Origin of the sequence: Streptomyces sp. NPDC127084, assembly GCF_042724175.1 — a bacterium.
In the GTDB taxonomy this organism is placed as follows: Bacteria; Actinomycetota; Actinomycetes; order Streptomycetales; family Streptomycetaceae; genus Streptomyces.
In genome coordinates, this window is sequence record NZ_JBHXFA010000053.1 from 16,380 (window position 1) to 42,719 (window position 26,340).

Sequence of the window (26,340 nt, forward strand, 5' to 3'; positions counted from 1 at the left end):
CGACTACAGCGCGGCGATCGCCGAATGGGAGCAGTTATGTCTGCAAGCAGTGAGATACCGATCGCCATCGTCGGGATCGGGTGTCGGTTTCCCGGTGGTGTGAAGTCGCCGGACGGCTTGTGGCGGCTGGCCGCCGAGGGCCGCTCGACGGTGAGCCCGGTGCCGGCTGACCGATGGGACAACGCCCGGCTGGCTGCCCTGCATGCCCCGGAGATCGCCGAGCGGGCCGCGCACGGCTGCTTTCTGGAAGGTGATGTGTGGGCCTGGGATCCGCAGGCCCTGTCGGTGGCCCCGACCGAGCAGGAATGGGTGGATCCGCAGTTCCGGGTGCTGGCGGAAGTGGCCTGGGAGGCGGTGGAGCACGCCGGGATCCCAGTGGGCAGGCTGCGCGGCTCACGCACCGGCGTCTACATGGGCACGTACGCCCCGGACAATCTCTTCCGAGAGGCCCGGCCGGTCGAGGATGCCCCCAACAGCGCTTACCTGTTCGGGAACTTCACCGCGAGTGCGGCGGGCCGGACGGCGTTCGCGATGGACCTGCGCGGTCCGGCGATGGTGGTCAGTACCCACTGTTCCTCCGGGCTGGCCGCGCTGGACACCGCGTGCGGTGCGCTCACGCTGGGCGAGTGCGACACGGCGCTGGCGGGGGCCGTCATGCTGATGCTGTCCCCCGAGACGCACTACTACGAGGCGCCGCTGCTGCTGTCCGCGCGCGGGGGGTCCTTTGCCTTCGACTCCCGTGCCGACGGATACGTACGGGGTGAGGGGGCCGGAGTGCTGGTCCTGAAGCGGCTGGAAGACGCCCGGCGCGACGGGGACCGGGTGCTGGCGGTGATCCGCGGCTCGGCCGTGAACAACGACGGGCAGGCATCCCGGTTGACCGCACCGTCGACGCGGATGCAGCAGCGGTTGTTCCACGAGGCGGTCGCCAAGGCGGGGATCGACCCGGGCGAGGTGGGGCTGGTGGAGGCGCACGGCCCCGGCACGGCGGTGGGCGACCCGGTCGAGTACACCTCTGTCAACGCCGTCTACGGACACGGCCGGGGGCGGTGCGCCCTGGGCTCGGTCAAGACGAACATCGGGCACAGCGAACCGGTGTCCGGTATCGCGGGCATGATCAAGGCGGTGGAGTCTCTGCGCAATGGAGCTGTTCCGCCCAACGCCGCCTTCAGGGAATGGAACCCCGCCATCGCGCGGGACGGAGGTTCCCGGCTCTTCGTGCCGACCGAGCTCACCGCGTGGCCGGTGGACGGCGCGGCGCGGCTGGCTGCCGTCTGCTCGTACGGGGTGACCGGCACCAACGCCCATGTGGTCCTGGAGTCCGCCCCCGAACCGCGCACCAGGCCCCGCCAGTCCCGGCCGGCCGAGGACGAGGCCCGGGTGTTCACCCTCTCGGGCAGCTCGCCGCAGTCCCTGTCTCTGTCAGCCTCACGCCTCGCGGACTGGGCAGAGGGGCCGGACTCGGGGGAGGCTCTGCTGAACGTGGCGCACACGCTCGCCCAGCGCCGCTCGCACGCCGACCACCGGCTGGCCGTCGTCGCCCGCGACCGTCGCCAACTCGGCGACCGGGCCCGTGCCTTCGCCCGCGAGGAGTCGGCCGACGGTGTGGTGTCCGGGACACCGTTGCTGCCGCCCGGGCATGCCGGCCCGGTGTTCGTGTTCACGGGGCAGGGGTCGCAGCGGCCCGGCATGTGCCAGGGCCTGCTGGCACAGGAGCCTGTGTTCGCCGCAGCCGTCGATGAGCTGGAACCACTGATCCGTGCGGAATCCGGATTCTCGCTGCGGGAGATGATCGAGCACCCGGGGCGGATGGTCGGGCTCGACCGTATCCAGCCCACCCTCTTCGGGGTCCAGGTGGCGCTCGCCGCTGTCTGGCGCTCGTGGGGCATCCAGCCCACCGCGGTCATCGGACAGTCGCTGGGCGAGGTCGCCGCCATGGTGGTGGCGGGCGGGCTCAGCCCGCAGGACGGAGTGAAGGTGATCTGCCGCCGTTCACGGCTGCTCGCCACGACCTCCGGTGGGGCGATGGCGTCGGTGATGCTCGGCGCTGCCCAGGTCCAGGAGGCGATCGAGGCCACCGGAGCGGACGGGGTGACTCTCGGGGTGCTCACCTCACCCGGTATCACCGTCGTATCCGGGGACGCCGCTCAGGTCGCCGAGCTGGTCGGGCGGTGGGCGGCGGACGGGGTGGTGGCGAAGATGATCGACGTCGAGGTGGCTTCGCACTCCCCCCAGGTCGACCCCATCCTGCCCCGGCTGCACACGGAGCTGACCGACGTTCCCGAGGCACACCCCCGTATCCCCTTCTACTCCACCGTCTCACCCGACCCGCTCCAGCCCGGACCTGTGGACGGGGCGTACTGGGTGCGCAACCAGCGCGATCCGGTCCGCTTCCACACAGCCGTCTCCGCCGCACTCTCCGAAGGGCACCGGCTGTTCATCGAATGCACAGCCCAGCCCCTCGCGGTGCGCCCGATCCTGGACACCGCACGGCACGCAGCCGCCCCCGACACCGTGGCCGTCGGCAGTCTGCGGCAGGGGACGGACGACCTGGAGGCCTTGCTGACACATCTGGCCGTTCTCTATGCGGCAGGCTACGACGGCATCGACTTCGCCTCCCGCTACGGCGACGGCGACCTGTGCGATGTACCACTGACCCAGTGGCACCGCACCCGTCACGGCGGCGATCAGCCGGCCTACAGCCTGGTCGCCCCCAATCTGCCGGGAGCCTCTCAGCATCCACTGCTCGGCGGGCACGTCCACGATCCCGATGCCCCCGGGCGCCATCTGTGGCAGACGCCGATCGGGCCGCGGCTGCTGCCCTGGCTCGCCGACCACGCGGTGGCGGGCGTGCCGGTGCTCCCTGGCACCGCCGCGGTGGAGATGATGCTCGCCGCCGCCGCACGCGCGTACGGCACCGAGCATGTCGCCGCCTCAGACGTCAGCGTGCGGAGTCCGCTCATCCTCGATCCCGAACCGCAGGTCACCACGCGGCTGGTCCGCGAAGGCGACACCGCCCGCGTCGAGATCCTGACCGCGGGCGGTGACGACGTGACCGTGCACGCCCGCGGCACCGTGCGCCCGCTGCCCGCACACGAGCGCCCCGTGCCTCTCACCCGTACCGAACTCGCCCCGTCGACTTGGCGGGACTACGACGTCGCCGCCCTGCACCGCACGTTCCGCGGCAGACACGACGTCTTCCACGGGCCCGCCTTCACCGCCCTGGACCGCATCCAGGTCCACCCCACCGACAACCTCGCCCTGTCCGTCCTGCACACCCATGAAAGCGCCCAGGTCTCCGCCTGGCCCCTGACCTTGCATCCCGCCCTCGCCGACCAGGCGGTCCAGACCGCGGTGGCGGCCTGGCTCACCCACTACACGCTGACCCCCGGTCCGGTGGTCGTCGCCGGATTCGACGAGGTACGGGTCCACGGGCCCACCGCGCACGCCCGCAGGGCCCTGGTCCGGCTTGACCAGGCAGACGATCTGGGGTGTACGGCCTCGGCCCGGCTGGCCACGGCCGACGGCACTGTCGTCGCCGAGCTGCACGGGCTGCGCGTCGCCAACGTCACCCCGCCCACCGAGAGGTTCACCGCCCGGCTCACCCACCAGGAGTGGGTCCCCACTCCCGTGCCCGAAGGACGGCCAAGGGACACGGACGGCACCTGGACCGTCCTCACCACCGAGGCCGGCTCCTGGCCCGCCGACCTTGCTCAGGAACTCAAGAAGCAGGCCGCCGGTGTCCGAACCCTGACACTGGACGCCTTCCTCGGCGACACGACGGCGCTCAGCCGCTGCACCGGGGTCGTACTCGCACTCGCCGACGACCGACCTGGTGACGCGCCCAACGAGTCAGCCCGCAGGGCGGTCTCTCGCGTCGTCGAGCTGGTACGTCTCCTGTCCCAGTGGAAACGGTCTGCCCGGCTGTGGGTGCTGAGCCGTTCGAGCCGGGCGCCCCTGACGACGGCCGCCGTCCGCGGACTGCTGAGATCCGTGGCGTACGAGCATCCGGAGTTGCGCGCCGCCAGCCTGGAGTTCGCACCGCACCCGTCGCCGTACCCGGACGTCGTGAACGAACTCCTGGACGACCAGCGACCCCACACCGAGATCGCGCTGCTGCCCAACGGACGGCATGTGGCCCAGGTGCTCACCGGAGCGGGCACCGCCACCGCCGCACGGAGCGGTGCGCGGCCAGTGCGGCCAGTGCGGCCAGTGCGGCCAGACGCGGCCTACCTCGTCACCGGCGGCCTGGGCGGCCTCGGCCTGCTCACCGTCGAATGGCTCGCACGGCGTGGCGCGGACCGAATCGTCCTCAGCACACGCTCCGCGCCCACCGCGGAGGCCGATGCCCGGCTGCGCAACCTGCGCGATGCGGGCACCAGCATCGACGTCATCCGCGGTGACATCGGCGACCCGGCCGTGGCGGCACGCGCCGTTGCCGCGGCCGGCGAGAACGGCCGCGTGCTGCGCGGGGTGTTCCATACGGCCGGAGTCGTCGAGGACGCCACCGTCGCCAACCTCGACGACAGGCTCCTGGAACGCGTCTGGCGCGGCAAGGCCGACGGCGCCTGGGCCCTGCACCAGGCCACCATCGACAGCGCCCTCGACCACTTCGTGGTCTACTCCTCCGTCGCCTCCCTCATCGGCTCCCCGGGACAGGCCGCCTACGCCACCGCCAACGCCTTCCTCGACGGCCTGGTAGCCCACCGCCTCGACAGCGGACTGCCGGCCACCGGCATCCACTGGGGCGCCTGGGACGAGGTCGGCCGCGGACAGCACCTGGCCGACCGGGGATTCCTCACCATCAGCCCCGCCGACGGCATCGACGCACTGGAACGCATCCTGACAGCCGGGCACCGGCAGGTGGCCTACTCCCCGCTGGACACCGTCCAGTGGATCGCGCCCTACCCGGCCCTGCGCAGCTCCACCCTGCTCGCCCCGCTACTGACCGGCGAGGAGACAGGGCAGGACGGGGCCTCGGTACGCGACCAGCTCTTGGCAGCCGACAGCGCGGCGCAGCGCCGGGGCATCCTGGAGAGCTTCGTCATCGAGACCGTACGCGAGCTCCTCGGTGGCACCACCCGGCACATCGGCCCGCACACCAGCATGGTCATCCTCGGGCTCGACTCCCTCGGCGCCATCCAGCTCCAGCAGCGCCTCCAGCGCGCTCTGCACACCGAGCTCAAACCCGGCGTGATCTGGGTCAAGCCCAGCGCCGCCTCCCTCGCCGACTGGCTGCTCGGCGCCATGGGATTCAACGACGCCGAGGGAGATCGCTGACATGGCGCAAGCGTCGGCCCCGGCCGCGAGCGGGAGCACAGCACCCGGCGGTGACCGGACCCCGGCAGGCCGGTGGCGGTGCCCGATCGTGTGGTGGGCGGTGTTCGGAGCAGCGTGCCTGGTCTTCCAGGCTGTGGTGTTCGGACGCTGGATCGCCGCCGGTGATGCCCACCCCCACTCGTCAGGCGGCTACACGATCCCTTACCCGATGAAGATCGCCACTCACGTCGGTCAGGCCACGGTCGGACTCCTGTTCCTCGTGCTGGCCGTGATGCTGTGGCAGGAATGTCGCCGTCAGGGCCGAATCACGCTGAAGGCGGCCGTTTTCACCGGCTACTGCTTCTCCTTCTGGAGCGGTCCCTACGTGAACCAGTTCCACTACGCGGCCGCGAGCAACCGCTACGACCTCAACGTCGAGACCTGGGGACCGTACCTGCCCGGATGGCGTGGAGACACCCCGGCCATCGAGTCCTTCCTCATGGAAATGGCCTATCCGGTGATGCTGGTGTGGTTCGTGATCGCGCTGGCCGTCGCCCGGCTGATCACCCGCCGCCGACCGCACTGGACCCCACGACGCACACTCGCAGCCACGACCCTGGTCATGCTCGTGTGCGAACCCATCCTGACCGGCGCGTACCAGCGGCTCGGCGGATTCGCCTACCCCCGCGCCCTGCCTGGCACCCTCACCCTCTTCGAAGGGCAGTGGTACCAGCTGCCCGTCACCTCCACGCTCGCCGTGGTCGGCCTTTTCATCGTGCCGGCCCTGGCGATGGCGCTCCACGCCGGTGAAGACCGCGAGGTCCACCTCTTCCGCGGCTGCGAGCAGCTGCCTCGGCTGACCCGCGCGTGGGCCCGGCTGATCGCCGGAGTCGGCCTCATCAACGCCGGCACTCTGGGCTTCCAGGCCGTCATGGCCCTCGCCTCGCTGGTCAGCCACCCGATCGACCTGCCGAGCTGGTGGGACAGGCCCATCCGTTGACGCCCTACGAGGAGACCCGCGTATGCGACCTGTGAACCGACGCCGCCCGCACCACCGTTCAGGACGTGAGCACGCGGTCGTCATCGGCGCCGGCATCGCGGGACTCCTGTGCGCACGAGTCCTCAGCGATGTCTTCGCCCACGTCACGATCATCGAACGCGACCGTCTCGCGCCCGAACCCCGGCCTCGGAAAGGGGTGCCTCAGGGACGCCACGCACACGCACTGCAGGCCCGGGGCCTCCAGGCGTTCGAACAACTGCTGCCCGGCACCCGGGATGCACTCACGGCGGCGGGCGCGCCGCTGGCCGACTTCTGCCGAGCAGGCCGTCTGCGACTCCCGTACGGCTCACCGCCACCGTTGGACTCCGGCATCCACATCCAGATGGTCAGCCGTCCGCTCCTGGAAACGATCATCCGCGCCCAGGTCCTCCGCATCGCCGGTGTGTACATTCGCGAGGGATGGACCGTCACCGGCCTGACACTCAGCGACGACCGCCGTCGGACCACCGGCGTCCGCCTCCACCAGCGACCCCAGGCGGACCGCTCGACCGGCACGGAGACGCTTCCGGCCGATCTGGTCGCCGATACCTCCGGCCGCGGCTCACACCTGCCCGAATGGCTCCTCGACCTGGGCCTCCCCCAGGTCGCCGAGAGTATCGTCGACGCGCGCGTGGGCTACGCCTCGCGCACCTACCGAGCCGCCCCTGCCACCCCCGCCGACTGGCTCGCGCTCTTCGAACTCCCGCAAGCCCCGTATGTCTCCCGCGGTGCGTTCGCCCTCAGAACCGAGGGCGACCGGCTCCTGGTGAGCCTGCAAGGGGCGGGAGGCGACCATCCGCCTGGTGACGAGCCCGGGTTCGATGCGTTCGCGAAATCCCTGTCCAGCGGCCTTTACGACATCATGCGGGCATCAGAGCCTCTTACCCCGGTGGTTCGCTACGCCCGCACAGCCAATCAGCGCCGCCACTACCACGGCTTTCCCTCCTGGCCCGACGGGCTGATCGTCCTCGGCGACGCCGCCTGTGCCTTCAACCCGGTCTATGCCCAGGGCATGACGGTCGCGGCCCTGGAGGCCGTCGCTCTGCGCGACCTGCTCACCGACCGAGCAGCGGAACCGCTGGATGGTTTGAGTACTGGGTTTCAGCAGAGGGTGGCCCACATCACCCGCTGGCCCTGGCTCATCGCGACCCTGCCCGACCGCGCCTGGCAGGACACACGAGCGCCCCTGCCAGTCCGCTTGGGCCTGTGGTACCTGGACCAGTGGCACAAGAACATTCCCACCGAGCCTGACATGTTCCAAGACATCGCAAGGGTCACCAACATGACCAGCAGCCCCATCCTCCTCTTCCATCCTCGTAACCTCACACGTATAGCCACCGCCGCCGTGGCCCACCGCAAGCGCAGCCCCGAGTCGTGAACGGGACGCCGGCGCCGCAACCCACGCTCCGGCCACAACCGCCCCTCTCCACTCACAGATGCCCTGCCTGTACCCGCCAAGGTGATGAGTATCGGGTGGAGGTTGGCCCAGACCCCGAACAGCGGGTCGTCCTGCCCGGCATCGGCAGAACTGGCCGAGCGTGCGGTGGTACAGGTTGCGTAGCGGCCGCGTGCGTGGGAGGAACACAGAGTTTCTCTCAGGGCCGGTGCCATGAGTGTTCCTATTCGCGCAACAGGCGTCCTCACAGCCGCATTTCCTCGAGGTAGGTTGGTTCGTCAGGTCGGGCAGACATCACTCGGGAATAGCGGTCGGAGTGGCGGCACCAGTCGTGACAGGCTTTCATCTGCGACTGCAGGTCATCTACGAAGATGTAGGCGACCTCCCGATCGGATAAGGGAAGGGCGACAGAATCGAAAAGTGTCGGTAACTGTGATTTAAGGTGCAGAAATTCATCGGTGTGACCGCGGACTATGGACCGACTCTCCGCGATGGCTTCCTCTCTGGAGTATTTCCGGTGGTGTTGGAGTACGAGAATGAGGTTGTGACAGTCCCCTCTGGCTTCTTCCTTGGCGACCGAGAACGCATCCTGAACAACGTTGACGACCTGAACGGTCGCATTATGCATCATCTGAATTTCAGGCAAGGTGAGGACTGCTTCAGGCAACTCATAATGACCGATGCGCTCTGCACAGTCGATCAACACATTTTCCATTCCAGCCTTATGACGCAGACTGAGGTATGCGTCGACATCCGGAACAATGCCGCCATGACGATTTATGGTCTCGCCGGTGTAAGCGTTGAGGAAGTCTTCCCAGTTCTGGGCCGACCGACGCTGCCACGAGGCAGACATTCCGTGAATCTGACGAGCCCACAACGAGGCCAGCCCGCTTGCCGCGGCACTGAGCCTCCTCTTGGCCGCGGCTGCGGGAGGTGAGTACACGACGTCGATGAGCTCCTGGACGATCCGTCCAGCCCTCTGCGGCTGCACTCCGAGCGGTCCATCAAACTGGTCATCCACCAGGAGGAACCAGCCGGCGATGTCCGTACCCAACTCCAGGTCCGCCCCACTCGCATGGGGCCAGAAACGGGCAGCGACTTCCGGTACGTTCCACCGGACGTACTCCCCGAGGCCTCTTCGGCTGAGGAGCCCGTGCTCTTGGATCCACTCGTAGTGATGAGTCGCGGCCGACTTCACGGCTTGACTGATTCGGGAGGGAAAGGGGAGGTCGAAAAGTAACTTTTGCACGCTTCTCTCCTCGCTGGGGTTCGGAGCGGCTCGAGCCGGCGCTGGAGCGAGTACCAGTTTGAGCAGCGAGTCGGCTTGCCTGATTATCAGAGCGCCCGATCGGCTGGTCCAGGGGCGCCGACTCCGAAGCAAGCAGGCATCGGAGCAACCCTGCCGCGTACACCCGTTCTATTCGGCGCTGGTTGACGCCCCACCCCGACGTTCGCTGCCTGTACTTGCGTGATCAGCTTCGGCGACTCGCCACCCTGGCGCTGCCGTGCGGCACCGAGGGAACGGTCCACCCCTGGCCGCCGAGGTCTCCGGCGTGAGCCAGCAGAGGACCAGGCACTACTCTCCGGTGAGTGGCAGACCACCGATCCGGCACCGCCGAGGGCGACGCCGACCGCGCATGACGGTCAAGACCAAACCGACAAGGGTTACGGCGCTTCACCGCGGCTTGGCTAGCGAGATACCGCGCCTCCACTGCCCTTGCGAACGTAAAGCCGAACTGCTCCTTGCGTCCACGAAGAAGAGTCGCCGGCTGTTATCGGTTCACCCTTTCAGGTGTGAGGGGCGGGCGCGCCCCCACGAGTCGGCCATCCAGGGTCTACGCTGGATGCTCGTCAAATTGCAAGTGGGGAGGCCCAGTTGCCAATCGTGCGGAGTGAACCGGTGACAGAGACTGGCTCCATGTCATGGCCAGACGGCGCCGAAAACATCGCGGAGTTCGCCACTCCCGCGCTGTTCCCCGGATTTCCTCGGACGGATTCTTCCGGCTCCGGGGATCCCGGCAAGCAGCAATCGGATTCTGTGTTCCAGCCAAGGGCCAGCCCGGTCCAGGCGGGATTCTTCTCTTGGGACGTCACCACCGGCCAGATCGATTGCGACCCTCCTACCTTCCGCCTTCACGGCCTGCCCGAGGACAGTACACCGCACCTGGAAACCTTCCTATCGAGGATTCCCGAATCGGATCTGCCCGAATTCATCGGCGCGCTGCAGTCGATGACCGAGTCCGGCGGCAACTACCAGATCGCTTACCGAGTCCCGGCATGTGACGGTGTCTGGCGCTCGCTGGAGGCCCGCGGGCGAATGCTGGCCGACGGGTCCGGCGTACCGACGAAGTTGGTGGGCATGGTGATGGACACCACGGCCACGCATGAGCGTCATGAAGCCGAGAAACGACGCCTGCACGAACGGACGATCCGCACTCGCCGCATGCAGCGGTTCACCACTGCGCTCGCGGCCGCCGCGACGGTCAAGGACATCCTGGAGGCCACAGAGGGCCAGCTCCGGGACTTTGGCGCGGACGGACTCGCCGTGGTGTCCCCGACCGGTGACTCGCCCGTCCTCGTCACGTGCGGTGACAAAGAAGAGCTGGCCGCTGCCTGCGGTTTGGTTTCCGACATGCACTCCCCCGTACACGACGCCCTTGCGCGCCAAGCCCCGGTGTTCGTCACCTCGGCAGCGCAACTGGCCGCCTGGTACCCGCAGTGGCGGCAAGCGGCCGAGGGCTCTCGCGGCCGCGCGTGGGCGGCGATTCCCATGACGGATGCGCAGGGGCCCATCGGAGTCTGCCTGGTGGGTTTTCCCTCGCCTCAGGAGTTCGATCCCGAGGAGAGGGGGCTCCTCGTTGCCGTCGCAGGGCTGCTCTCCCAGTCTCTCGAGCGGGCGAGGATGTACGAGTTACAGCACGCTCTGGCCGCTGACCTGCAATGCGGCATGCTGCCTGCCGCTCCGCCCGCCGTTCCCGGTTTGACGATCGCTGCGCGCTACCGGGCCGCTACGTCGGGCATGCGCATCGGTGGCGACTGGTACGACGCCATCTGTCTTCCTGAAAGTGCTGTGGCACTCGTGGTCGGAGATGTTCAGGGCCACAACGTGCACGCTGCCTCTCTTATGGGGAAGCTGCGCACGGCTGTTCGCGCCTATGCGTCCGAAGGCCACGGTCCGGCGGCCGTACTCGCACGAACCAATCGGCTGCTCGTCGACTTCGACACGACCACGGACGAGGAGCTCTTCGCCACCTGCTGTTATCTGCTGATCCGCCCTACAGAGGGAACAGTGGAAGCCTGCACGGCAGGCCATCCGTCACCCGCTCTGGTTGCCCCGAATGAGCCCCCGCGGCTCTTGGATCTCCTCAGCGGCCCCCCGCTCGGTGTCGATCCGGAGGCCCGATACCCGACACAGGTGACGGATATCCGCCCCGGCAGTGTTCTGGCGATCGCTACGGACGGCCTGCTGGAGGCATCGGAGGGCGACATCGGCGTGGGCATCAAGGCGTTGCTGGCCGGGTTGGCAGGAGCCGAAACGGCTGACCTCGAGGTCTTGGCTGACAACCTGATCACCGGCGTACAGAGAGCACCGCACCGCAACGACGACATCGCGATCCTGTTGGCTCGCCTTGTCAGTCCAGCCAGCCAGGATTAGCGGAAAGGGCCCACAGGTAGCCCGCGTGGCTGAGTCTGTCGTTCCTCACCCAGCGGCGGGGGACGCTGGGCTTCTTGCCGGAGGCTCTGGTGCCAGGTGAGGAGCCGGCACAGGCCTTGCGACCGTGGGCGTCGGCGAAGCGGTTCCGGTCGTCGCCGGTCTCGGCGAGCACCCGGCCCCGAGCTGGACGCCGAGACCTGGGAAGCCGAGGATCACGTCAGCGTCCGGGTGTTTAGGGAAAGCCTCTTCCACCGCCCGGTGTCGGGTTCATCGTCATCCCCGAATTGAGAGCGCCCAGCACGCTGGTGTCGTGCTGCCAACGTGACGGCGCTCCCTCCCGATTCCGCTCGCCGTCCCGCCCCAGAGCCGTGCTGCCCGGCGATCGGCCGAAGCGCGTGTTCCGGATATCCTGGCGGTCGCTGGGGCCATGGGGCATCTGAGTACTGCGCCAGCCGCCGGGGCGAACGTGATCGGGGCCGATGAGTGCGACAAGGGGTGGGCGGATGACCCGCGGGGCACCGCTGGATCCTCCGCGCGCCCCCATGGAGGATCGCGACTGGCGGCGGAGCTTAACCGGGCCCGGGACGCTGTTCCTCGCCGATGCGGTTCTCCACGGGATCGCTACAGCACAGGAGGGGCCGACGAGGGACGTTCGGCCCTTCGATGCCAGCTGAGGCAAGAACCGCGCCCGGACAGCCGGCACGCGCAGCAGCGGTGTAGGCCTTCTCCCTGCCCCGCCAGTCACAGCAACGGCCCGACGTCTCGCAGCGCGGACGGTGGCCGTCACCCTCAACGATTCCGAGGAAGCGTCTGCGACACCACTGAGCCCCTGGGGCCGACCGGGCGGCAGCCGTATCACGCACAAGAGGAAGTCAGAGGTAATGAGCGCAGAACGCAGCCCTCACAACCCAGCATCGGGCAACGACGCCGACGGCTTGGATCACGCCGCTGGAGAAGCGAGTCGCCCCCTTTCTCCCGGGAACCGCACGGCGGCGCCTTCGCCGAGCGTGTTTCACCCCGCCGCACCCATACCGCTCGATGAGGCGTGGGTGGCTGCCTTCGAGGATGAGCAGATCCCCGGTGCGCCCACACCTCACCGGGGCCACGGGCACGGTCGTGCCGCGGACCGAACAGAGCTTCCGGCCATAGCGGGAGGATCCATCTCGCCGAAATCGTCAACCGCCCGCCGGATCCGCACCTTGTTGCTCGTCGGCGTGAGCACGGCCGTCCTGACGAGCGCGGTCCTGGTCTTCGGTGACGAGGAGCAGCGCCCCATTGGGGCGCTGCCCTCCGATGCCCTGCGACCGCCGGCAGGGCTCCCCTTGGCAGGGGTCGCCGGAGGTCTCGGGGCCGGTACAGCAACCGCATCCCCTCGTACGACCACCGACCCGTCCCCGTCCGCATCAGCGTCCGCATCGAAGCCCAGCAAGGCGACCGTACGGCCCAGCGCCGAACCTGAGGTATCCAGCAGCCCCGCAGGTGTCGCCTACGTGGGTGCCGCATCGGCATTGTGCATTGATGCCTCCAACACACGGTTGCAACTTGCCGCATGTGACGGCGGAGCCGCCCAGTTGTTCACCCATGGCAGCGCCCAAGAGCTCCGGATCGCCACCGGTCTGTGCGCCGGCGTGCCCGGCGGAGGGACACGCGGGTCTGTCGTGGTCGCCGAGGAATGCAACGGGGATCGGCACCAGCGCTGGGCCATCCTCGACGACGGCAGCGTTCGGCAAGGCTCTCTCTGCCTGGACGCGTTCAACGCGGGGACCGATCCCGGAACACCGATCCAGTTGTGGGATTGCGGCGGCGGTGGCAACCAGGTGTGGCGCGCATCTACCGAGGGTCGTTGACGGGCTTACGCCCGACCGCTGGTCCAGGCAGCCCGGATCACAGCCTGCTGCTCGTCGCTCCGTGCTGCCCACGCGGTGGCCGGGCGGTGCCGCGCTGCCCCGCGTACGGGTCACTCGCGCGCCGCCCGTGGAAACACCCCGGGTGGACGGTCGGCGAGCCGGAGCTCGGTGCATCCGCCAGGACACCTGTGCCCACCACCGGCGCCGGCGCACAATCGGTCGGCTGATGCCGCAGGTCCCTGCCATCGACAGCGCACGGTCGGCGAGACCACCCACGCCCTGACGCCTCTCGCACCGTGGCTTCGACCCGCATCCGCTGAGCCGTATGACCGTGACCGGTTGCGGGCTCCGGTGGTCGGCGGTCCAGTGGCAGGCATGGCCTTCGGAGCATCCACGACGACCGGCACGGGAACCGCGGACCGGCCGGGTGGCGCGCACGGAGGGCGGCCGCGCCGGCGCCGACTGCCTCCGTGGCCGGCTCTGCTCTCGGCGGGTCTGAGTGTGCTGCCACTCGGGCTGCTCGCGCTCGCGGCCTGGCTCGGCCGTCATGTCCGGCCCAGTGCGGACGACTGGTGCTTCTTGCCGGTCGTGCGTGATCTCGGCATCGCGGGGCTGATCGGGAAGTTCTACGTCGAGGACAACGGCCGGATCGCCAACGGCCTGCTCGTCGGGCTGTACGCGCGGTTCCCGGTCGCGGGGCACCAGTGGTTCGGGTTCGTCAGCGGCACGCTCGTGCTGATCCTGCTGTGGGCCCTCACATGCCGGCTGCTGCACCGGGCCGGCCTGGAGACGCCGTGTGGACTGCCGCTCCTCGTCGCGGCCCTGGTCACGGCGGTGTTCCTCTTCGCCACAACCAATACGTACAAGACGTACTACTGGCCCGCCGCTTCCGTCTCGCACACAGTGGCACCGGTGCTCGCCTGCGCGGCCGCCCTGCCGGCGCTCACGGCCCGCAGCCCGCAGGGCAGGAACGCGGCCCTGGCCGCTGTCGCTGTGGCCGGGATCTTCATCGGCACCCTGTCGGAGGAGACGTCGGTCGTCGCTCTGGTGGTGCTGTCCGGTCTTGTCCTGCTCAGCCGGCGTCTCACCACCGGGCGGGACCTGCGCTTCCTGCGTCGCTGGGCACTGCTCGGCATGGCCGCGGTGGGCACGGGCACGGCCGTACTGCTGACCTCACCCGGGGCGAGCCGCAGACGCGAGCGCTACGGCACCGATGGGATGTCCGCGTTCGCCCCGGACACCCTCATCGCCGCGGTACGCGCGTTCGCAAGGATCCTGGAGACGGTTCTGGCGACCTGGCAGTACGGGGGAGCCCTTGCCGCCGGAGTGCTGCTGGGCCTGCTGACGACGCCCTGCGCGAACGGCGCCCGGCGGGCTCCACGGTACGGGCCGCTGCTGCCGGCCGCCGGCTGCGCGACCGCCTTTCTCGTGTCGGGCTACCTGTGCACCGTGGTCACCTATCCGGTCTTCGGCAGCCGGGTGGTGTCCGCCGAACGCACGTGGAACGACTACCTCCTGCTGTACGTGCTGCTGCTCGTGATCCTGGGGGGATCGCTGGGACGCTCTCTGCGGCGGGCACGGCCACGACGACGGCACACCGCCCTCGCCGGGGCGGTCGTGTTGTACGCGTGTGCCGTCGCGGCCCTGGCGGGCCCGCTCATCCGGCTGGGCGACGACATGCGTGTCAGGGCAGAGCGATGGGACCGTCAGGACCGGTGGCTGCGTGCCGGGGCGGCACAGGGGGCCCGAGTGCTGCCATACGCGCGCCTGCCGGTCAGCGGGATGCTGGAGCCCTTCGGTGACGGGGGGCGCCTGGCCTGGCCGGCCCGCTGCGTCGCCGACTACTACCGTCTGGACGCGGTCACTCGCTCGGAGACGCTTCCTTGACCGGAGCGGCATTCCCGGGGTGTGCACCGGAACTCTGTCGGGCGGGCACCCTCGGGTGATGGTTTGGCGGGCGAGGAGGAACGGCACGGTGCGACCAGGCCACCGGCAGCCAGCGCAGCGGGGGGCTCGTATTGGTCACCAGCACCCGCACCAACAGCGGCGAGGCAGCCACCGCCATGCCCATCGACCGAAAGACCGTTGCAGCACAAAGCGGGCACCAGACAACCGCGCGGGGCTCTGACCAGCGACGGACGGCCGGGCAACGGAAGGGAATCGATACCCGTCCACCCCTCTACAACGCGCGATACCCGGCGGTAATCTCCCCCGTGCCGGGCTATGCACCTGCCCGGCCGGTGAGAGCGAAGGGGCCCTCATGACGACGGACACTGACGCGTCCCGCGAGCGGTGGCAGCGCGCGTGGAGTCACCGTGAGCAGCTGCTGAAGGTGGCGCGCCGAAGGTCGATGAGCGTGGAGGACGCCGAGGACGCCGTCCACGAGGCAATGCTCCGCGCTGCCGAGAACCCCCACCTGGACGATGAGCGGCTGGGCGCCTGGCTGACTACGGTGACCATGCGGTTGTGCGTGGACCGCTACCGGCAGGTCCACCGTGAGACCGAGGTGCGAAGCAGTCCCACTCTGCTCGCACCGGTTCCGGTGCCGGTGGAGGAGGCGGTCTGCGACCGTGCCGAGGCGAAGTGGCTGGCCGTGCGGAGCGAGGAACTCCCGGCCCGCCAGGCCGAGGCGCTGCGGTTGAAGTCGGAGGACCTCGACGTCAGCCAGGTCGCTCTGAGGATGGGCCTCAGCTACCGGACGGTCGAGTCCCTTCTGGCGCGGGCCCGCCGGACGCTACGCAATTCGCTGGCGGCCACGCTGGGCGTGGCGCTCTGGGTGATCGGGCGGGGCCGTCAGGGCGGGAACACCCCGGCGGTGGCTGTGGCCTCGACCGCGGCGACCCTGGCGATGGCCGGGCTGATCCTGCCCTACGCCCATGACGCGGAAGGTCCCTCCTCGCGGCGCCCCTCCCCCTCTGTCTCAGAGGCCGCGGAGACGGTTCCCGGTGCGGGCCCCACCGCGTCCACGCCTGCTGACGGTCGGGGTCCCGGGCGGTCGTCCACCACCACCCGGCCAGGACCGTCCGGGCACGGCCGTGCCCTCGTACCCGCGCTGCCCCAGGTGCCCCAGGTGCCCCTGACCGCGCCCGCCGTCCCGGGCATCCCCGAGGTGACGGCGGTGCCGGAGGTATCTGTGCCGGAGGTACCCGTGCCGGACCTGCCCGCAGCACCGGACCCGGGCGACACACCGGAGGTGCCCGAACCGAGCACCGCCGGGCTGCGCGCGCCCGCACCGCCGCAGGTGCTCCGCAGCCGCTGAGCCTGGTGCGCCGCCCGGACCACGTCCTGGTTGCGCGCTCGTGGCGTCCCGATTTCGGCGCAGAAAAAACTTCCACCCAACAGCGACGGACGGGCCCGCCCTCCCCGTAGAGCAGATGTCGGAGCTCCACGGCTGAAGGGTGAACCGGATGGGTGTCGAGATCTGCGTGGAAGGACTGACCAAGTCCTTCGGACACCAGGTCATCTGGCAGGACGTTTCGCTGACGCTGCCCGCCGGGGCGATCTCGGTGATGCTCGGCCCCTCGGGCACGGGCAAGTCGGTCTTCCTCAAGACCCTGGTCGGGCTGCTGAAGCCGGACCGCGGCTCCATCCGGATCGCGGGCACGGACATCACCGGTCTGCGCGAGCACGATCTGTACGAGATACGGAAGCTGTTCGGCGTCCTCTTCCAGGACGGCGCGCTGTTCGGGTCGATGAACCTGTACGACAACATCGCCTTCCCGCTGCGCGAGCACACCCGTAGGCCGGAGAGCGAGGTCCGGCGGATCGTCCTCGAGAAGATGGACATGGTCGGGCTCATCGGGGCGGAGGAGAAGCTGCCCGGCGAGATATCCGGCGGTATGCGCAAAAGGGCCGGTCTCGCACGCGCCCTGGTGCTCGACCCGGAGATCATTCTCTTCGACGAGCCGGACTCCGGGCTCGACCCGGTCCGGGTGGCCTATCTCAACCAGCTGATCGTCGATCTCAACGCTCAGATCGATGCCACGTTTCTGATCGTCACCCACGACATCGCGTCGGCACGGCAGGTGCCGGACAACATCGGGTTGCTGTTCCGCCGGGAGCTGGTGATGTTCGGCCCCCGGGAACAGCTGCTGACCAGCGACGAACCGGTCGTACGGCAGTTCCTGAACGGACGTATGCAGGGGCCGATCGGCATGGCGGAGGAGAAGGACGCCGCCCAGGTCGAGCAGGAGCTGGCGCAGCTCGGAGCGAACGCGGATCCGGCGTCGCCATCCGGTCTGCCCGAGCTGACCCCGCGGCTGCTGCCCAGTGCGGGGATCGACCGTCCGCCGCGCTGGGAGACGATCGCCGAACGGGAGTCGCTGCGGCAAGTGCGGGCCGCGGTCCGCGGAAGGGTGGCGGACGTATGAGCATCAACCCGGTCGGAGCGCTGCGGCATTCGGGCAGCCTGTTCGCGATGGCCCTGGACGTCGTGCGGACGATGCCCAGGCGCCCTTTCCAGCTCCGGGAGTTCATCCAGCAGGCCTGGTTCATCGCGAGTGTGACGATCCTGCCCACCGCGCTGGTCTCCATCCCGTTCGGGGCGGTCATCGCTCTCCAGATCGGCAGCCTGACCCGGCAACTGGGCGCGCAGTCGTTCTCGGGCGCGGCCTCGGTGCTCGCGGTGCTGAGGGAGGCCTCGCCGATCGTCACCGCGCTGCTGATCGCCGGCGCCGGCGGCACCGCGATCTGCGCGGACCTCGGAGCGCGCAAGATCCGTGAGGAGATCGACGCGATGCAGGTGCTGGGCATCGACCCGATCCACCGGCTGGTCGTCCCGAGGGTCCTGGCCTCGATGGTGGTGGCGGTGCTGCTCAACGGTCTCGTGTCGGTGGTGGGGGTGGCCGGCGGCTACTTCTTCAACGTGGTGCTGCAGAACGGGACGCCCGGCGCCTATCTGGCCTCGTTCACCACTCTCGCCCAGCTGTCCGATCTCTGGGCTGCCGAGCTGAAGGCACTGGTGTTCGGGGCCATCGCGGCCCTGGTGGCCTCCTACAAGGGGCTGACCGCCAAAGGCGGCCCGAAGGGCGTGGGCGACGCGGTCAACCAGTCGGTGGTGATCACCTTCATGTTGCTGTTCCTGACGAACTTCGTGATGACCGCCGTGTACTTCCAAGTCGTTCCGCAGAGGGGCTGACCGTGGCTCTGATGAACCGGTTCGTGGGGCGCCCGCTCCGTTCCCTCGAGGAGCTGGGAACCCAACTCTCTTTCTACGGACGCTCGTTGGCCTGGACTGGCCGCACACTGCGCCGCTACAAAAAGGAGGTTTTGCGGCTGCTGGCCGAGGTGAGCTTCGGCCGTGGCGCGCTGGCCGTCGTCGGCGGGACCGTGGGCGTGATCGCCTTCCTGTCGTTCTTCACCGGCACAGAGGTCGGCCTCCAGGGCTATGCGGCCCTCAACCAGCTGGGCACATCCAACTTCGTGGCGTTCCTGTCCGCGTACTTCAACACCCGTGAGATCGCTCCGCTGGTGGCCGGGCTGGCGCTGTCCGCTACGGTCGGGGCCGGATTCACCGCCCAACTCGGCGCGATGCGGATCAGCGAGGAGACCGACGCTCTGGAGGTGATGGGCGTCCCCTCGCTGCCGTTCCTGGTGACCACCCGGATGATCGCCGGTTTCGTCGCCGTGATCCCGCTGTACGTGGTCGGGCTGCTGTCCTCGTACTTCGCCGCCCGGACCATCACCACCGGCTACTACGGGCAGTCCGCGGGCACGTACGACCACTACTTCCAGCAGTACCTGCCGCCGGTCGACGTGCTGTGGTCCTTCGGAAAGGTGATCGTCTTCGCCATCGTGATCATCCTGGTCCACTGCTACTACGGCTACTACGCGGGCGGCGGACCGGCCGGCGTGGGCGTGGCTGTCGGCCGGGCGGTACGCACCTCCATCGTCGCCATCAACGTCCTGGACTTCTTCCTCAGCCTGGCGATCTGGGGAGCCAACACGACCGTACGGATTGCGGGGTAGGGCCGATGCGGATCGTGAGACTGAGGGTGTACGGCACGGTCTTCGCCGCCGTCATCGCACTGCTGCTGTCGCTGTCCGTCGCCGTCTACCAACAGGCGTTCACCTCCGCCGTACGCGTCACCCTTGAGGCGGGCACACTGGGCAACCAGCTGGAGCCCCGGGCTGACGTCAAGCTGCGCGGGCTGCTGGTCGGCGAGGTGCGGGAGGTACGGGCCGACGGTGAGAAAGCGACGCTCGACATCGCGCTCAAGCCTGAACACGTCGCCCGGATCCCGTCCGACGTGCGGGCGAGGCTTCTGCCCAAGACGCTGTTCGGTGAGAAGTATGTCGACCTCGTGACCTCCCGGGAGTCCTCGGCCCGGCACATCCGCGCGGGGGATGTCATCACCCAGGACCGCACCAGCGTCGGCATCGAGCTGCAGCAGCTGATGAACGACCTGCTGCCGCTGCTGCGCACGGTGCGGCCGGCCGAACTCAACGCCACGCTCTCCGCATTCGCCACGGCGCTCGAGGGGCGCGGCGAGAGCATCGGCGACAACCTCACCCGCCTGGAGCACTATCTGCACCGGATCAACCCCCATATGCCCTCGCTCAAGGAGGACATCTCGCGGTTCGCCGATGTGGCCGAGGTGTACGGGGACGCCGCGCCCGACCTGATGAGGATCATGCGGAACACGCTGGCCACGAGCCGCACGATCGTCGAGAAGCAGGCCCAGTTGGCCGACCTGCTCACCTCCACGGCGACCGTCGCCAGGACCACGGACGAGGTTCTCGACGAGAACGCCGGGAGGCTCATCACACTGGGCCGGGTCTCCCGTCCCACCCTGGCGCTGTTCGCCCGCTACGCGCCGGAGTACCCCTGCCTCCTCAAGGGCCTCGTGAGGCAGGAGGCCGCGTCGGAACAGGCATTCAGAGGCGGAGAAATGCGCATCACTCTCGAAGTCGTCCGGCCCCGGCCGGCGTACCGGCCCGGCGAGGAACCACGCTATGCGGAGCGTTCAGGGCCCAACTGCCACGGGATGCCCCATCCGCGGGTCCCGGCGCCTGCCACCAAGCTCGACGACGGCACGTCAAGCGTGCACGAGGCGTCCGCCACCGAGTCCGAGCAGCGCGCCGTGGGGTCTCTCGTGTCGCCCGTCATGGGAGTTCCGGCCGACGAGGTGCCCGCGGTGGCGACACTGCTGTTCGGGCCGATGGCCCGTGGAACGGCGGTGAGTGTCGCATGACGTCCGCAGGAGCCGGCAGCGCCAGGCAGATCGCGTCGCCGCTGATCAAGTTCAGTCTGTTCGCCGTGGTGACGGTGCTCGCGACGACGCTGCTCGCGGCCACGATCGTCACCGTCTCCTTCTCTCCCGAGCACACGTACCGCGCCGTGTTCAGTGATGTCACCAGCCTGGAGAAGGGGGACGACATCCGGGTGGCCGGGGTACGGGTCGGTGAGGTGGAGGACATCCGCATAAAGGACCGCACTCTCGCCGAGGTCACCTTCTCCCTCACGCGGGACCGCCCGCTGCTCACCAGCACCGGCGCCGTCATCCGTTACCGCAACCTGGTGGGGCAGAGGTACATCGCGCTGACGGAGGGCGCCGGCGACTCGACCAGGCTGCCGCCGGGCGGACGGATCCCGCTGTCCCGGACCCAGCCCGCGCTCGATCTGAACGCGCTGCTGAACGGGTTCAAGCCACTGTTCGCCGCGCTGAGCCCGGAGGATGTGAACCAGCTCGCCACAGAGATCATCAAGACACTCCAGGGCGAGGGCGGAACGGTGAACAGCCTGCTCGCGCACACGGCTTCGCTCACCACCACGCTGGCGGACCGCGACAAGCTGATCGGCTCGGTGATCGACAACCTCAACACGGTGTTGGGAACGCTGGACGAGCGCGGCGCCCGACTCTCCGGACTGGTCAAGCAGTTGCAGCGGGTGATCTCCGGTCTCTCGGCCGACCGCAAGCCCATCGGTGACTCGCTGGTGAACATCGGCGAGTTGACGGAGGCCACCTCGGGCCTGCTGGCAGAGGCTCGGCCTCCGTTGCGCGACGACATCGCCGAACTGACCGATCTCACCGGAACGCTGAACGAGAACGAGAAGACGGTGGAGGGCGTGCTGAAGCGGCTGCCGAACAAACTCGACAAGTTGACGGGTACGGCCTCCTACGGCTCCTGGTTCAACTTCTACCTCTGCGACTTCGACGGCCGGATCGTGCTGCCGAAGACCCGGGAGGTCCTCACCCCCGAATTCCACGTCGCCCGTGCGAGGTGCACATGACGGTGCCGTTCCGTGAACGCAATCCCGTGGTCATAGGGGCGGTCGGCCTCACCGCACTCGCGCTCCTCGCCGTCGCCGCGTTCAACGCGGACGGCCTCCCGCTCATCGGCGACGGGGAAACCTACAGTGCGGCGTTCTCCGAAGCGGGCGGTCTCAAGCCCGGCAACGAGGTCCGTATCGCCGGGGTCAAGGTCGGCAAGGTCGACGAGGTGGATCTGGACGGAGACCACGTCAAGGTGGTCTTCCGGGTCAGCGGGGGCCCCGGGTTCGGCACCAGGACCGGCGCCGCCATCCGCGTCAAGACGATCCTGGGGGCCAAGTACCTGGCGCTAACGCCGAAGGGGTCCGGGCAGCTGGCACCGGGCAGCGAGATCCCACTGAACCGGACGACCTCCGTGTACGACGTGGTGGAGGCCTTCAGCGATCTGACCACGACGACGGAGAAGGTCGACACGGAACGGCTGGCGACTGCCCTGGAGACCATCTCCACCACCTTCGAGGACTCCCCCGCCGAGGTGCGGGCGTCCATCAAGGGCCTGTCGAAGATCTCCCGTACGGTCGCCACCCGCGACGAGGCTCTGCGTGAACTCCTCAGCCACGCCAACGGCGTCAGTGGTGTGCTGGCCGAACGCTCGGGCGAGTTCTCCAAACTCGTCAAGGACGGCGACGCGCTGTTCAAGGAGATTTCCAGGCGAAGGGCGGCCATCCACGCGCTCCTGAAGAGCTCGGCCGCCCTCGGCATCCAACTGTCCGGTCTCGTCCAGGACAACCGCAAGGAGATCGGACCGGCGCTCACGGGCCTGAACTCGGTGGTCACCATGCTCGAACGCAATCAGGCCGGTCTCGACCGCAGCGTCAGGCTGCTCGCGCCCTATGTGCGGGTCTTCACCAACACCCTCGGCAACGGCCGCTGGTTCGACAGCTACATCCAGAACATGGTCGCCGCCCCGGTGGTCCCGCGTACCGGAGGTTCCTCATGAGCTCGCGTCTGCGCCGTATGCGTCTGGCGGCCTCGGCTGGGCCGCGCAGGCGCCTGCCGCGCCGGGCGGCGCTGGCCGCCGCACTGGCGGTCGTCGCCGCGGTCGCCTTCGTCGTATGGCCGAAGCCCGACCCGGTCCGGGTCACGGCGTACTTCCCGCGCACGGTCGGCGTCTATCCCGGTTCCGATGTGCGAGTGCTGGGCGTCCGGATCGGTGAGGTCAAGGCGATCACTCCGGAAGGCGGCCGGGTACGGGTGGAACTGGAGTACGAGGCCGACCGGAAGGTGCCCGCCGACGCCAAGGCGGCGATCATCAACTCCTCGGTGGTCAGCGACCGTTACGTCCAGTTGCTGCCGGTGTACCGGTCCGGGCCGGCGATGCGCAGCGGTGATGTCATCGCGGAGCAGCGCACGGCTGTACCCGTCGAACTGGACCGGGTCTTCGCCAGTCTGCACACGACGGCCGAGGCCCTGGGCCCGCGCGGAGCCAACAAGGACGGTTCGCTGTCCCGGCTGCTCGGCGTGAGTGCGGACAACCTCGAGGGGCAGGGTGAGAACCTGCACGGGACTGTCGAGGATCTCTCGCTGGCCGTGACCACACTGTCCGACGGCAGACAGGACCTGTTCGGCACGGTCCGCAATCTGCAGGTCTTCACGGCCGCGCTGGGCGCCGACGACAAGAGCGTCCGGTCGTTCAACGACAGCCTGGCCACCGTGGCCGACCAGCTCGCCGGGGAACGCAAGGACCTTGCCTTGGCACTGCGGCACTTGGGCGTGGCACTCGCCGATGTCTCCGACTTCGTGAAGGAGAACAAGAAGTCGCTGACGTCGAATGTGGAGGGCCTCAGCAAGGTCACCAAGGTGCTCGTCACCCAGCGCGCGGCGCTGGCCGAACTGCTGGAGGTGGCCCCGGCGGGGCTTTCGAATCTGCAGAACGCCTACAACCCGGCCTCCGGAACCCTCGACACCCGCAACAACCCGGACCACCCGCAGGACCCGGCCGCGCTGCTGTGCTCGGTGCTCAGGACGACCGGGGACGGCAAGGCGGCGGACTGCCGGGACCTGGAAAAGCTGTTCGACTCCTTGCCTGAGCTCGGACCGGGCGGCACCCGGCCCGTGTCCGGCACCGGCTCCGTCGACCGGACGCTTGGCGGAATCCTGGAGGCGGGCGCATGAGCGTGGAGCGCAGGAGGCTGCTCCGTACGAGTGCGGCCGTATGGGCGGCGGCTGGTTCGCTGCTGCTGTCGGGCTGCGACTTCGACGGTCTGCACGACGTCGAGCTGCCCGGCGGAGCGGCCACCGACGGCGACGTCTACCGGATCACCGTCGAGTTCAAGGACGTTCTCGACCTCGTACCGCAGTCCGCGGTGAAGGTCAACGACGTCACCGTGGGGTCGGTCGAGAAGGTGGAGCTGAGCGGTTGGCACGCCCGGGTCGGTCTGCGCATCTCGGAGTCGGTGACGCTTCCCGGCAACGCGGTCGCCGAGTTGCGGCAGACCAGCATGCTCGGCGAGAAGTACGTGTCGCTGTCGGCGCCGGTGGACGCGGCGCCCGTCGGCAGACTCGGCGACGGGGCCCGGATCCCGCTGTCCCGCAGCGGCCGCAACCCCGAGATCGAAGAGGTGTTGTCCGCGCTGTCCGCCCTGCTCAACGGCGGCGGGGTGGCCCAGCTCAAGACGATCACCACGGAGCTCAACAAGGCCCTGGAGGGCCGGGAGACCCGGGTCGCGTCCCTGCTGGCCGAGTTGGACACCTTCGTCGGCGGGCTCGACGCCCAGCGCAAGGAGATCGTCCGAGCGCTGAACGGAATCGACCGGCTGGCGATGCGGCTCGGGCGGGAGAAGACGACGATCGCCCAGGCCGTCGACACCGTCCCGCCCGCGCTGAAGGTGCTGGCCGACCAGCGGGCCAAGCTGACGTCGATGCTCACGTCCCTGTCGCGACTCGGGGAGACCGGCACGAAGGTGGTCAACGCGTCGCACGACGACGTGGTGGCCAATCTGCGCAGTCTGCGGCCGATCCTGGAACAGCTGAACAAAGCGGGCAGCGATCTGCCCAACGCCCTGGAACTCATGACGACGTACCCGTTCCCGCGCAACGCGACAGACGCCATCAAGGGCGACTACGTCAATCTCAGGATCACCGCAGATCTCGATCTGGCGGGCATCTACGGGAACCTCGGCGAAAGGCCCGGGAAACCGGGCGCCCCGAGGAAACCGGATGTCCCCGACGTTCCCGTACCCGAGATCCCGGGAGTACCCGAGGTACCCGGAGTCCCCCGGCCGACTTCGCTGCCGTCACCGGTCGTGCCCGGCACTCCACCGCCGGCCTCGGACGGCGCCCCGCTGTGCCCGCCTGTGTGCACCGGAAGCCATGTGTCGTACGGCACCCGGGCTGAGGGCCGCTTCCCGCCCGGGGTCGACCTCGCTCTCGCGGAACTGATGCTGAAGGGGATGCAGCCGTGATCACACGTACGGTCAGGATCCAGTTGCTCGCCTTCGCCGCGGTCACCGCCGTCGGCGTGTCGTTTGTGGGAGTCCGCTACACGGGGCTGGCCGACGCCCTCCTCGACCGCGGGTACACCGTACGGGCCGACTTCGCCGACTCAGGAGGCGTCTTCCCCGGCGCCGAGGTCACCTACCGTGGTGTACCCGTGGGACGTGTCGGGGAGCTGCGACTCACCGGCCGGGACGGGGTCTCGATAGCACTGGACATCGAGGACGGGCCGAACATTCCGGCGGACACCGTGGCCGTGGTGGCGAACCGCTCGGCGGTCGGTGAGCAGTACGTCGATCTGCAGCCGCGGGCCCCGGGCGGCCCCTACCTGCGCGACGGCAGCACCATCACCCGAGGCGACACCAGGGTGCCGATGCCCACCACGGACCTTGTGCTCAGTCTGGACCGGCTGGTGAATTCCGTCGGCAAGGAGGACCTGCGGATCACGGTGGACGAACTGGGCAAGGCGTTCGCCGGTACGGGACCCGAGCTGAGCCGGCTGGTGGACTCGGGCAACGCCTTGGTCGAGTCCGCTTCCCGGTCCCTTCCGCAGACGGTCTCGCTGATCGAGGACTCACGGAAGGTCCTCAAGACACAGGCCGACAAGGGTTCCGCCATCACTTCCTTCTCCCGCGACCTCGCGGCGCTCTCCGCCGAGTTGAAGTCGAGCGACGGCGACATCCGCAAGCTGATCGGCTCCGGCGCTCCGGCGGCACAGGAGGTGAACTCGCTGCTGACGGCGACCCGGCCCCATCTGCCGGTGCTGCTGGCCAATCTGATCAGCGGCGGCCAGATCACGGTGGCACGGCTGCCCGGTGTGGAGCAGGCCCTGGTCACGTTCCCCGTGGTGGTGGCGGGCAGTTACACCGTGCTCCCGGGCGACGGCACCACCCACTTCGGGATGGTGGTCAACGCCGGCGAACCGCCGCCGTGCCGACAGGGATACGGGACCCAGCGGCGCGACCCGGCGGACACGAGTGACCGGCCCGCGAACACCGGGGCGCACTGCGCGGCCCCGCGCGGCGGCCCCACCTCGGTGCGCGGCGCGCAGAACGCCCCCGGCCCTTCGGGTCACGGCGGTTCCGGCGCGGGCCGGGCCGCCCATGTCACCCCGTACGACCCCGAGACCGGCACGGCCGCGGGCCCGGACGGAACGCTTGTCGAGATCGGCTCGACCGGCGGCGAACAGAGCGCATACGGAAAGGACTCGTGGCAATGGCTGCTCGTCGGACCGATGGCATGACAGAAGGCCTCGCAGGGCGCGCGGCGCGGCTGCCGCACCGGCTGTGGTCGAGGACGGCCGAGGCCGCCCGCCGTGGCAGCGCGATGCCCGTCTCGCTGGCAGCCGCGGCCGTCGTCACGACGGTCCTCGCCGTCTGGCTGGGCTTTCAGGTACACGAACAGCGAACGGAGGACGAGCGCCGCCAGGACATCCT

The 26,340-nt window shown here is 69.1% G+C and carries 17 protein-coding genes and 1 pseudogene; 17 read left to right on the forward strand and 1 reads right to left on the reverse strand.

The annotated features are described in order from the left end of the window. Positions 1-36 precede the first annotated feature (36 nt). From ACFWI9_RS14985 to ACFWI9_RS14995, 3 genes are read left to right on the forward strand one after another with little or no spacing between them, the layout of a single operon-like run. Complete coding sequence (locus ACFWI9_RS14985; protein ID WP_387162017.1) at positions 37-5,280, forward strand: SDR family NAD(P)-dependent oxidoreductase; 5,244 nt, start codon at positions 37-39, stop codon at positions 5,278-5,280. A gap of 1 nt (position 5,281) precedes the next feature. After that, positions 5,282-6,259: a spirocyclase AveC family protein gene (locus ACFWI9_RS14990; RefSeq protein WP_387162019.1), complete on the forward strand. Its 978-nt coding sequence runs from the start codon at positions 5,282-5,284 to the stop codon at positions 6,257-6,259. A 22-nt stretch (positions 6,260-6,281) separates the two neighbouring features. Continuing rightward, positions 6,282-7,676 carry an FAD-dependent oxidoreductase gene (locus tag ACFWI9_RS14995; protein ID WP_387162021.1) on the forward strand — a complete coding sequence of 465 codons (1,395 nt, stop codon included), beginning with the start codon at positions 6,282-6,284 and terminating at the stop codon, positions 7,674-7,676. A gap of 262 nt (positions 7,677-7,938) precedes the next feature. On the opposite strand, the gene ACFWI9_RS15000 is transcribed toward ACFWI9_RS14995, so the two are convergent. Next, the gene (locus tag ACFWI9_RS15000; RefSeq protein WP_387162022.1) at positions 7,939-8,748 is read right to left on the reverse strand and encodes a hypothetical protein; all 810 of its coding nucleotides are present in this window, start codon (positions 8,746-8,748) and stop codon (positions 7,939-7,941) included. 864 nt (positions 8,749-9,612) lie between these two features. On the opposite strand from ACFWI9_RS15000, the gene ACFWI9_RS15005 reads away from it, so the two are divergent. The 14 genes and pseudogenes from ACFWI9_RS15005 to ACFWI9_RS15070 all read left to right on the forward strand — a co-directional run. Continuing rightward, positions 9,613-11,349: a SpoIIE family protein phosphatase gene (locus ACFWI9_RS15005; RefSeq protein WP_387162023.1), complete on the forward strand. Its 1,737-nt coding sequence runs from the start codon at positions 9,613-9,615 to the stop codon at positions 11,347-11,349. Between the two features lie 1,214 nt (positions 11,350-12,563). Beyond that, a complete protein-coding gene (locus ACFWI9_RS15010; protein ID WP_387162025.1) occupies positions 12,564-13,196 on the forward strand; it encodes a ricin-type beta-trefoil lectin domain protein in 633 nt (210 codons plus the stop codon). 375 nt (positions 13,197-13,571) lie between these two features. Then, on the forward strand, positions 13,572-15,083 hold the full coding sequence (locus tag ACFWI9_RS15015) for a DUF6056 family protein (RefSeq protein WP_387162028.1): 1,512 nt from the start codon (positions 13,572-13,574) through the stop codon (positions 15,081-15,083). Between the two features lie 373 nt (positions 15,084-15,456). Next, a complete protein-coding gene (locus tag ACFWI9_RS15020) occupies positions 15,457-16,455 on the forward strand; it encodes a sigma-70 family RNA polymerase sigma factor (RefSeq protein WP_387162030.1) in 999 nt (332 codons plus the stop codon). 148 nt (positions 16,456-16,603) lie between these two features. Next, positions 16,604-17,566 carry an ABC transporter ATP-binding protein gene (locus tag ACFWI9_RS15025; RefSeq protein ID WP_387162032.1) on the forward strand — a complete coding sequence of 321 codons (963 nt, stop codon included), beginning with the start codon at positions 16,604-16,606 and terminating at the stop codon, positions 17,564-17,566. Next, positions 17,563-18,333 carry an MlaE family ABC transporter permease gene (locus ACFWI9_RS15030; RefSeq protein ID WP_387162034.1) on the forward strand — a complete coding sequence of 257 codons (771 nt, stop codon included), beginning with the start codon at positions 17,563-17,565 and terminating at the stop codon, positions 18,331-18,333. The genes ACFWI9_RS15025 and ACFWI9_RS15030 overlap by 4 nt, the downstream gene beginning before the upstream one ends. 11 nt (positions 18,334-18,344) lie before the next feature. Continuing rightward, positions 18,345-19,163: an MlaE family ABC transporter permease gene (locus tag ACFWI9_RS15035; RefSeq protein WP_387162047.1), complete on the forward strand. Its 819-nt coding sequence runs from the start codon at positions 18,345-18,347 to the stop codon at positions 19,161-19,163. A 5-nt stretch (positions 19,164-19,168) separates the two neighbouring features. Next, positions 19,169-20,389 carry an MCE family protein gene (locus ACFWI9_RS15040; RefSeq protein WP_387162036.1) on the forward strand — a complete coding sequence of 407 codons (1,221 nt, stop codon included), beginning with the start codon at positions 19,169-19,171 and terminating at the stop codon, positions 20,387-20,389. After that, positions 20,386-21,429: an MCE family protein gene (locus ACFWI9_RS15045; protein ID WP_387162038.1), complete on the forward strand. Its 1,044-nt coding sequence runs from the start codon at positions 20,386-20,388 to the stop codon at positions 21,427-21,429. The genes ACFWI9_RS15040 and ACFWI9_RS15045 overlap by 4 nt, the downstream gene beginning before the upstream one ends. Then, complete coding sequence (locus ACFWI9_RS15050) at positions 21,426-22,409, forward strand: MCE family protein (protein ID WP_387162040.1); 984 nt, start codon at positions 21,426-21,428, stop codon at positions 22,407-22,409. The genes ACFWI9_RS15045 and ACFWI9_RS15050 overlap by 4 nt, the downstream gene beginning before the upstream one ends. Before the next feature lie 17 nt (positions 22,410-22,426). Continuing rightward, positions 22,427-23,584, forward strand: coding sequence for an MCE family protein (locus ACFWI9_RS15055; RefSeq protein ID WP_387162049.1), 1,158 nt, complete (start codon positions 22,427-22,429; stop codon positions 23,582-23,584). Then, positions 23,581-24,873 carry an MCE family protein gene (locus ACFWI9_RS15060; RefSeq protein WP_387162041.1) on the forward strand — a complete coding sequence of 431 codons (1,293 nt, stop codon included), beginning with the start codon at positions 23,581-23,583 and terminating at the stop codon, positions 24,871-24,873. The genes ACFWI9_RS15055 and ACFWI9_RS15060 overlap by 4 nt, the downstream gene beginning before the upstream one ends. Next, positions 24,870-26,147, forward strand: coding sequence for an MCE family protein (locus tag ACFWI9_RS15065; RefSeq protein ID WP_387162043.1), 1,278 nt, complete (start codon positions 24,870-24,872; stop codon positions 26,145-26,147). The genes ACFWI9_RS15060 and ACFWI9_RS15065 overlap by 4 nt, the downstream gene beginning before the upstream one ends. Beyond that, positions 26,144-26,340, forward strand: a pseudogene (locus ACFWI9_RS15070) (hypothetical protein); the annotation flags it as partial. The gene ACFWI9_RS15065 and the pseudogene ACFWI9_RS15070, both read left to right, overlap by 4 nt.

Excerpts from the sequence above, each read along its gene's own strand:
- ACFWI9_RS15035 (WP_387162047.1), top strand. The coding sequence starts at position 18,345 with ATGAACCGGTTCGTGGGGCGCCCGCTCCGTTCCCTCGAGGAGCTGGGA.
- ACFWI9_RS14995 (WP_387162021.1), top strand. The coding sequence starts at position 6,282 with ATGCGACCTGTGAACCGACGCCGCCCGCACCACCGTTCAGGACGTGAG.
- ACFWI9_RS15045 (WP_387162038.1), top strand. The coding sequence starts at position 20,386 with ATGACGTCCGCAGGAGCCGGCAGCGCCAGGCAGATCGCGTCGCCGCTG.
- ACFWI9_RS15050 (WP_387162040.1), top strand. The coding sequence starts at position 21,426 with ATGACGGTGCCGTTCCGTGAACGCAATCCCGTGGTCATAGGGGCGGTC.
- ACFWI9_RS15005 (WP_387162023.1), top strand. The coding sequence starts at position 9,613 with ATGTCATGGCCAGACGGCGCCGAAAACATCGCGGAGTTCGCCACTCCC.
- ACFWI9_RS14985 (WP_387162017.1), top strand. The coding sequence starts at position 37 with ATGTCTGCAAGCAGTGAGATACCGATCGCCATCGTCGGGATCGGGTGT.
- ACFWI9_RS15030 (WP_387162034.1), top strand. The coding sequence starts at position 17,563 with ATGAGCATCAACCCGGTCGGAGCGCTGCGGCATTCGGGCAGCCTGTTC.
- ACFWI9_RS15020 (WP_387162030.1), top strand. The coding sequence starts at position 15,457 with ATGACGACGGACACTGACGCGTCCCGCGAGCGGTGGCAGCGCGCGTGG.
- ACFWI9_RS15025 (WP_387162032.1), top strand. The coding sequence starts at position 16,604 with ATGGGTGTCGAGATCTGCGTGGAAGGACTGACCAAGTCCTTCGGACAC.
- ACFWI9_RS15040 (WP_387162036.1), top strand. The coding sequence starts at position 19,169 with ATGCGGATCGTGAGACTGAGGGTGTACGGCACGGTCTTCGCCGCCGTC.
- ACFWI9_RS15015 (WP_387162028.1), top strand. The coding sequence starts at position 13,572 with ATGGCCTTCGGAGCATCCACGACGACCGGCACGGGAACCGCGGACCGG.
- ACFWI9_RS14990 (WP_387162019.1), top strand. The coding sequence starts at position 5,282 with ATGGCGCAAGCGTCGGCCCCGGCCGCGAGCGGGAGCACAGCACCCGGC.
- ACFWI9_RS15055 (WP_387162049.1), top strand. The coding sequence starts at position 22,427 with ATGCGTCTGGCGGCCTCGGCTGGGCCGCGCAGGCGCCTGCCGCGCCGG.
- ACFWI9_RS15060 (WP_387162041.1), top strand. The coding sequence starts at position 23,581 with ATGAGCGTGGAGCGCAGGAGGCTGCTCCGTACGAGTGCGGCCGTATGG.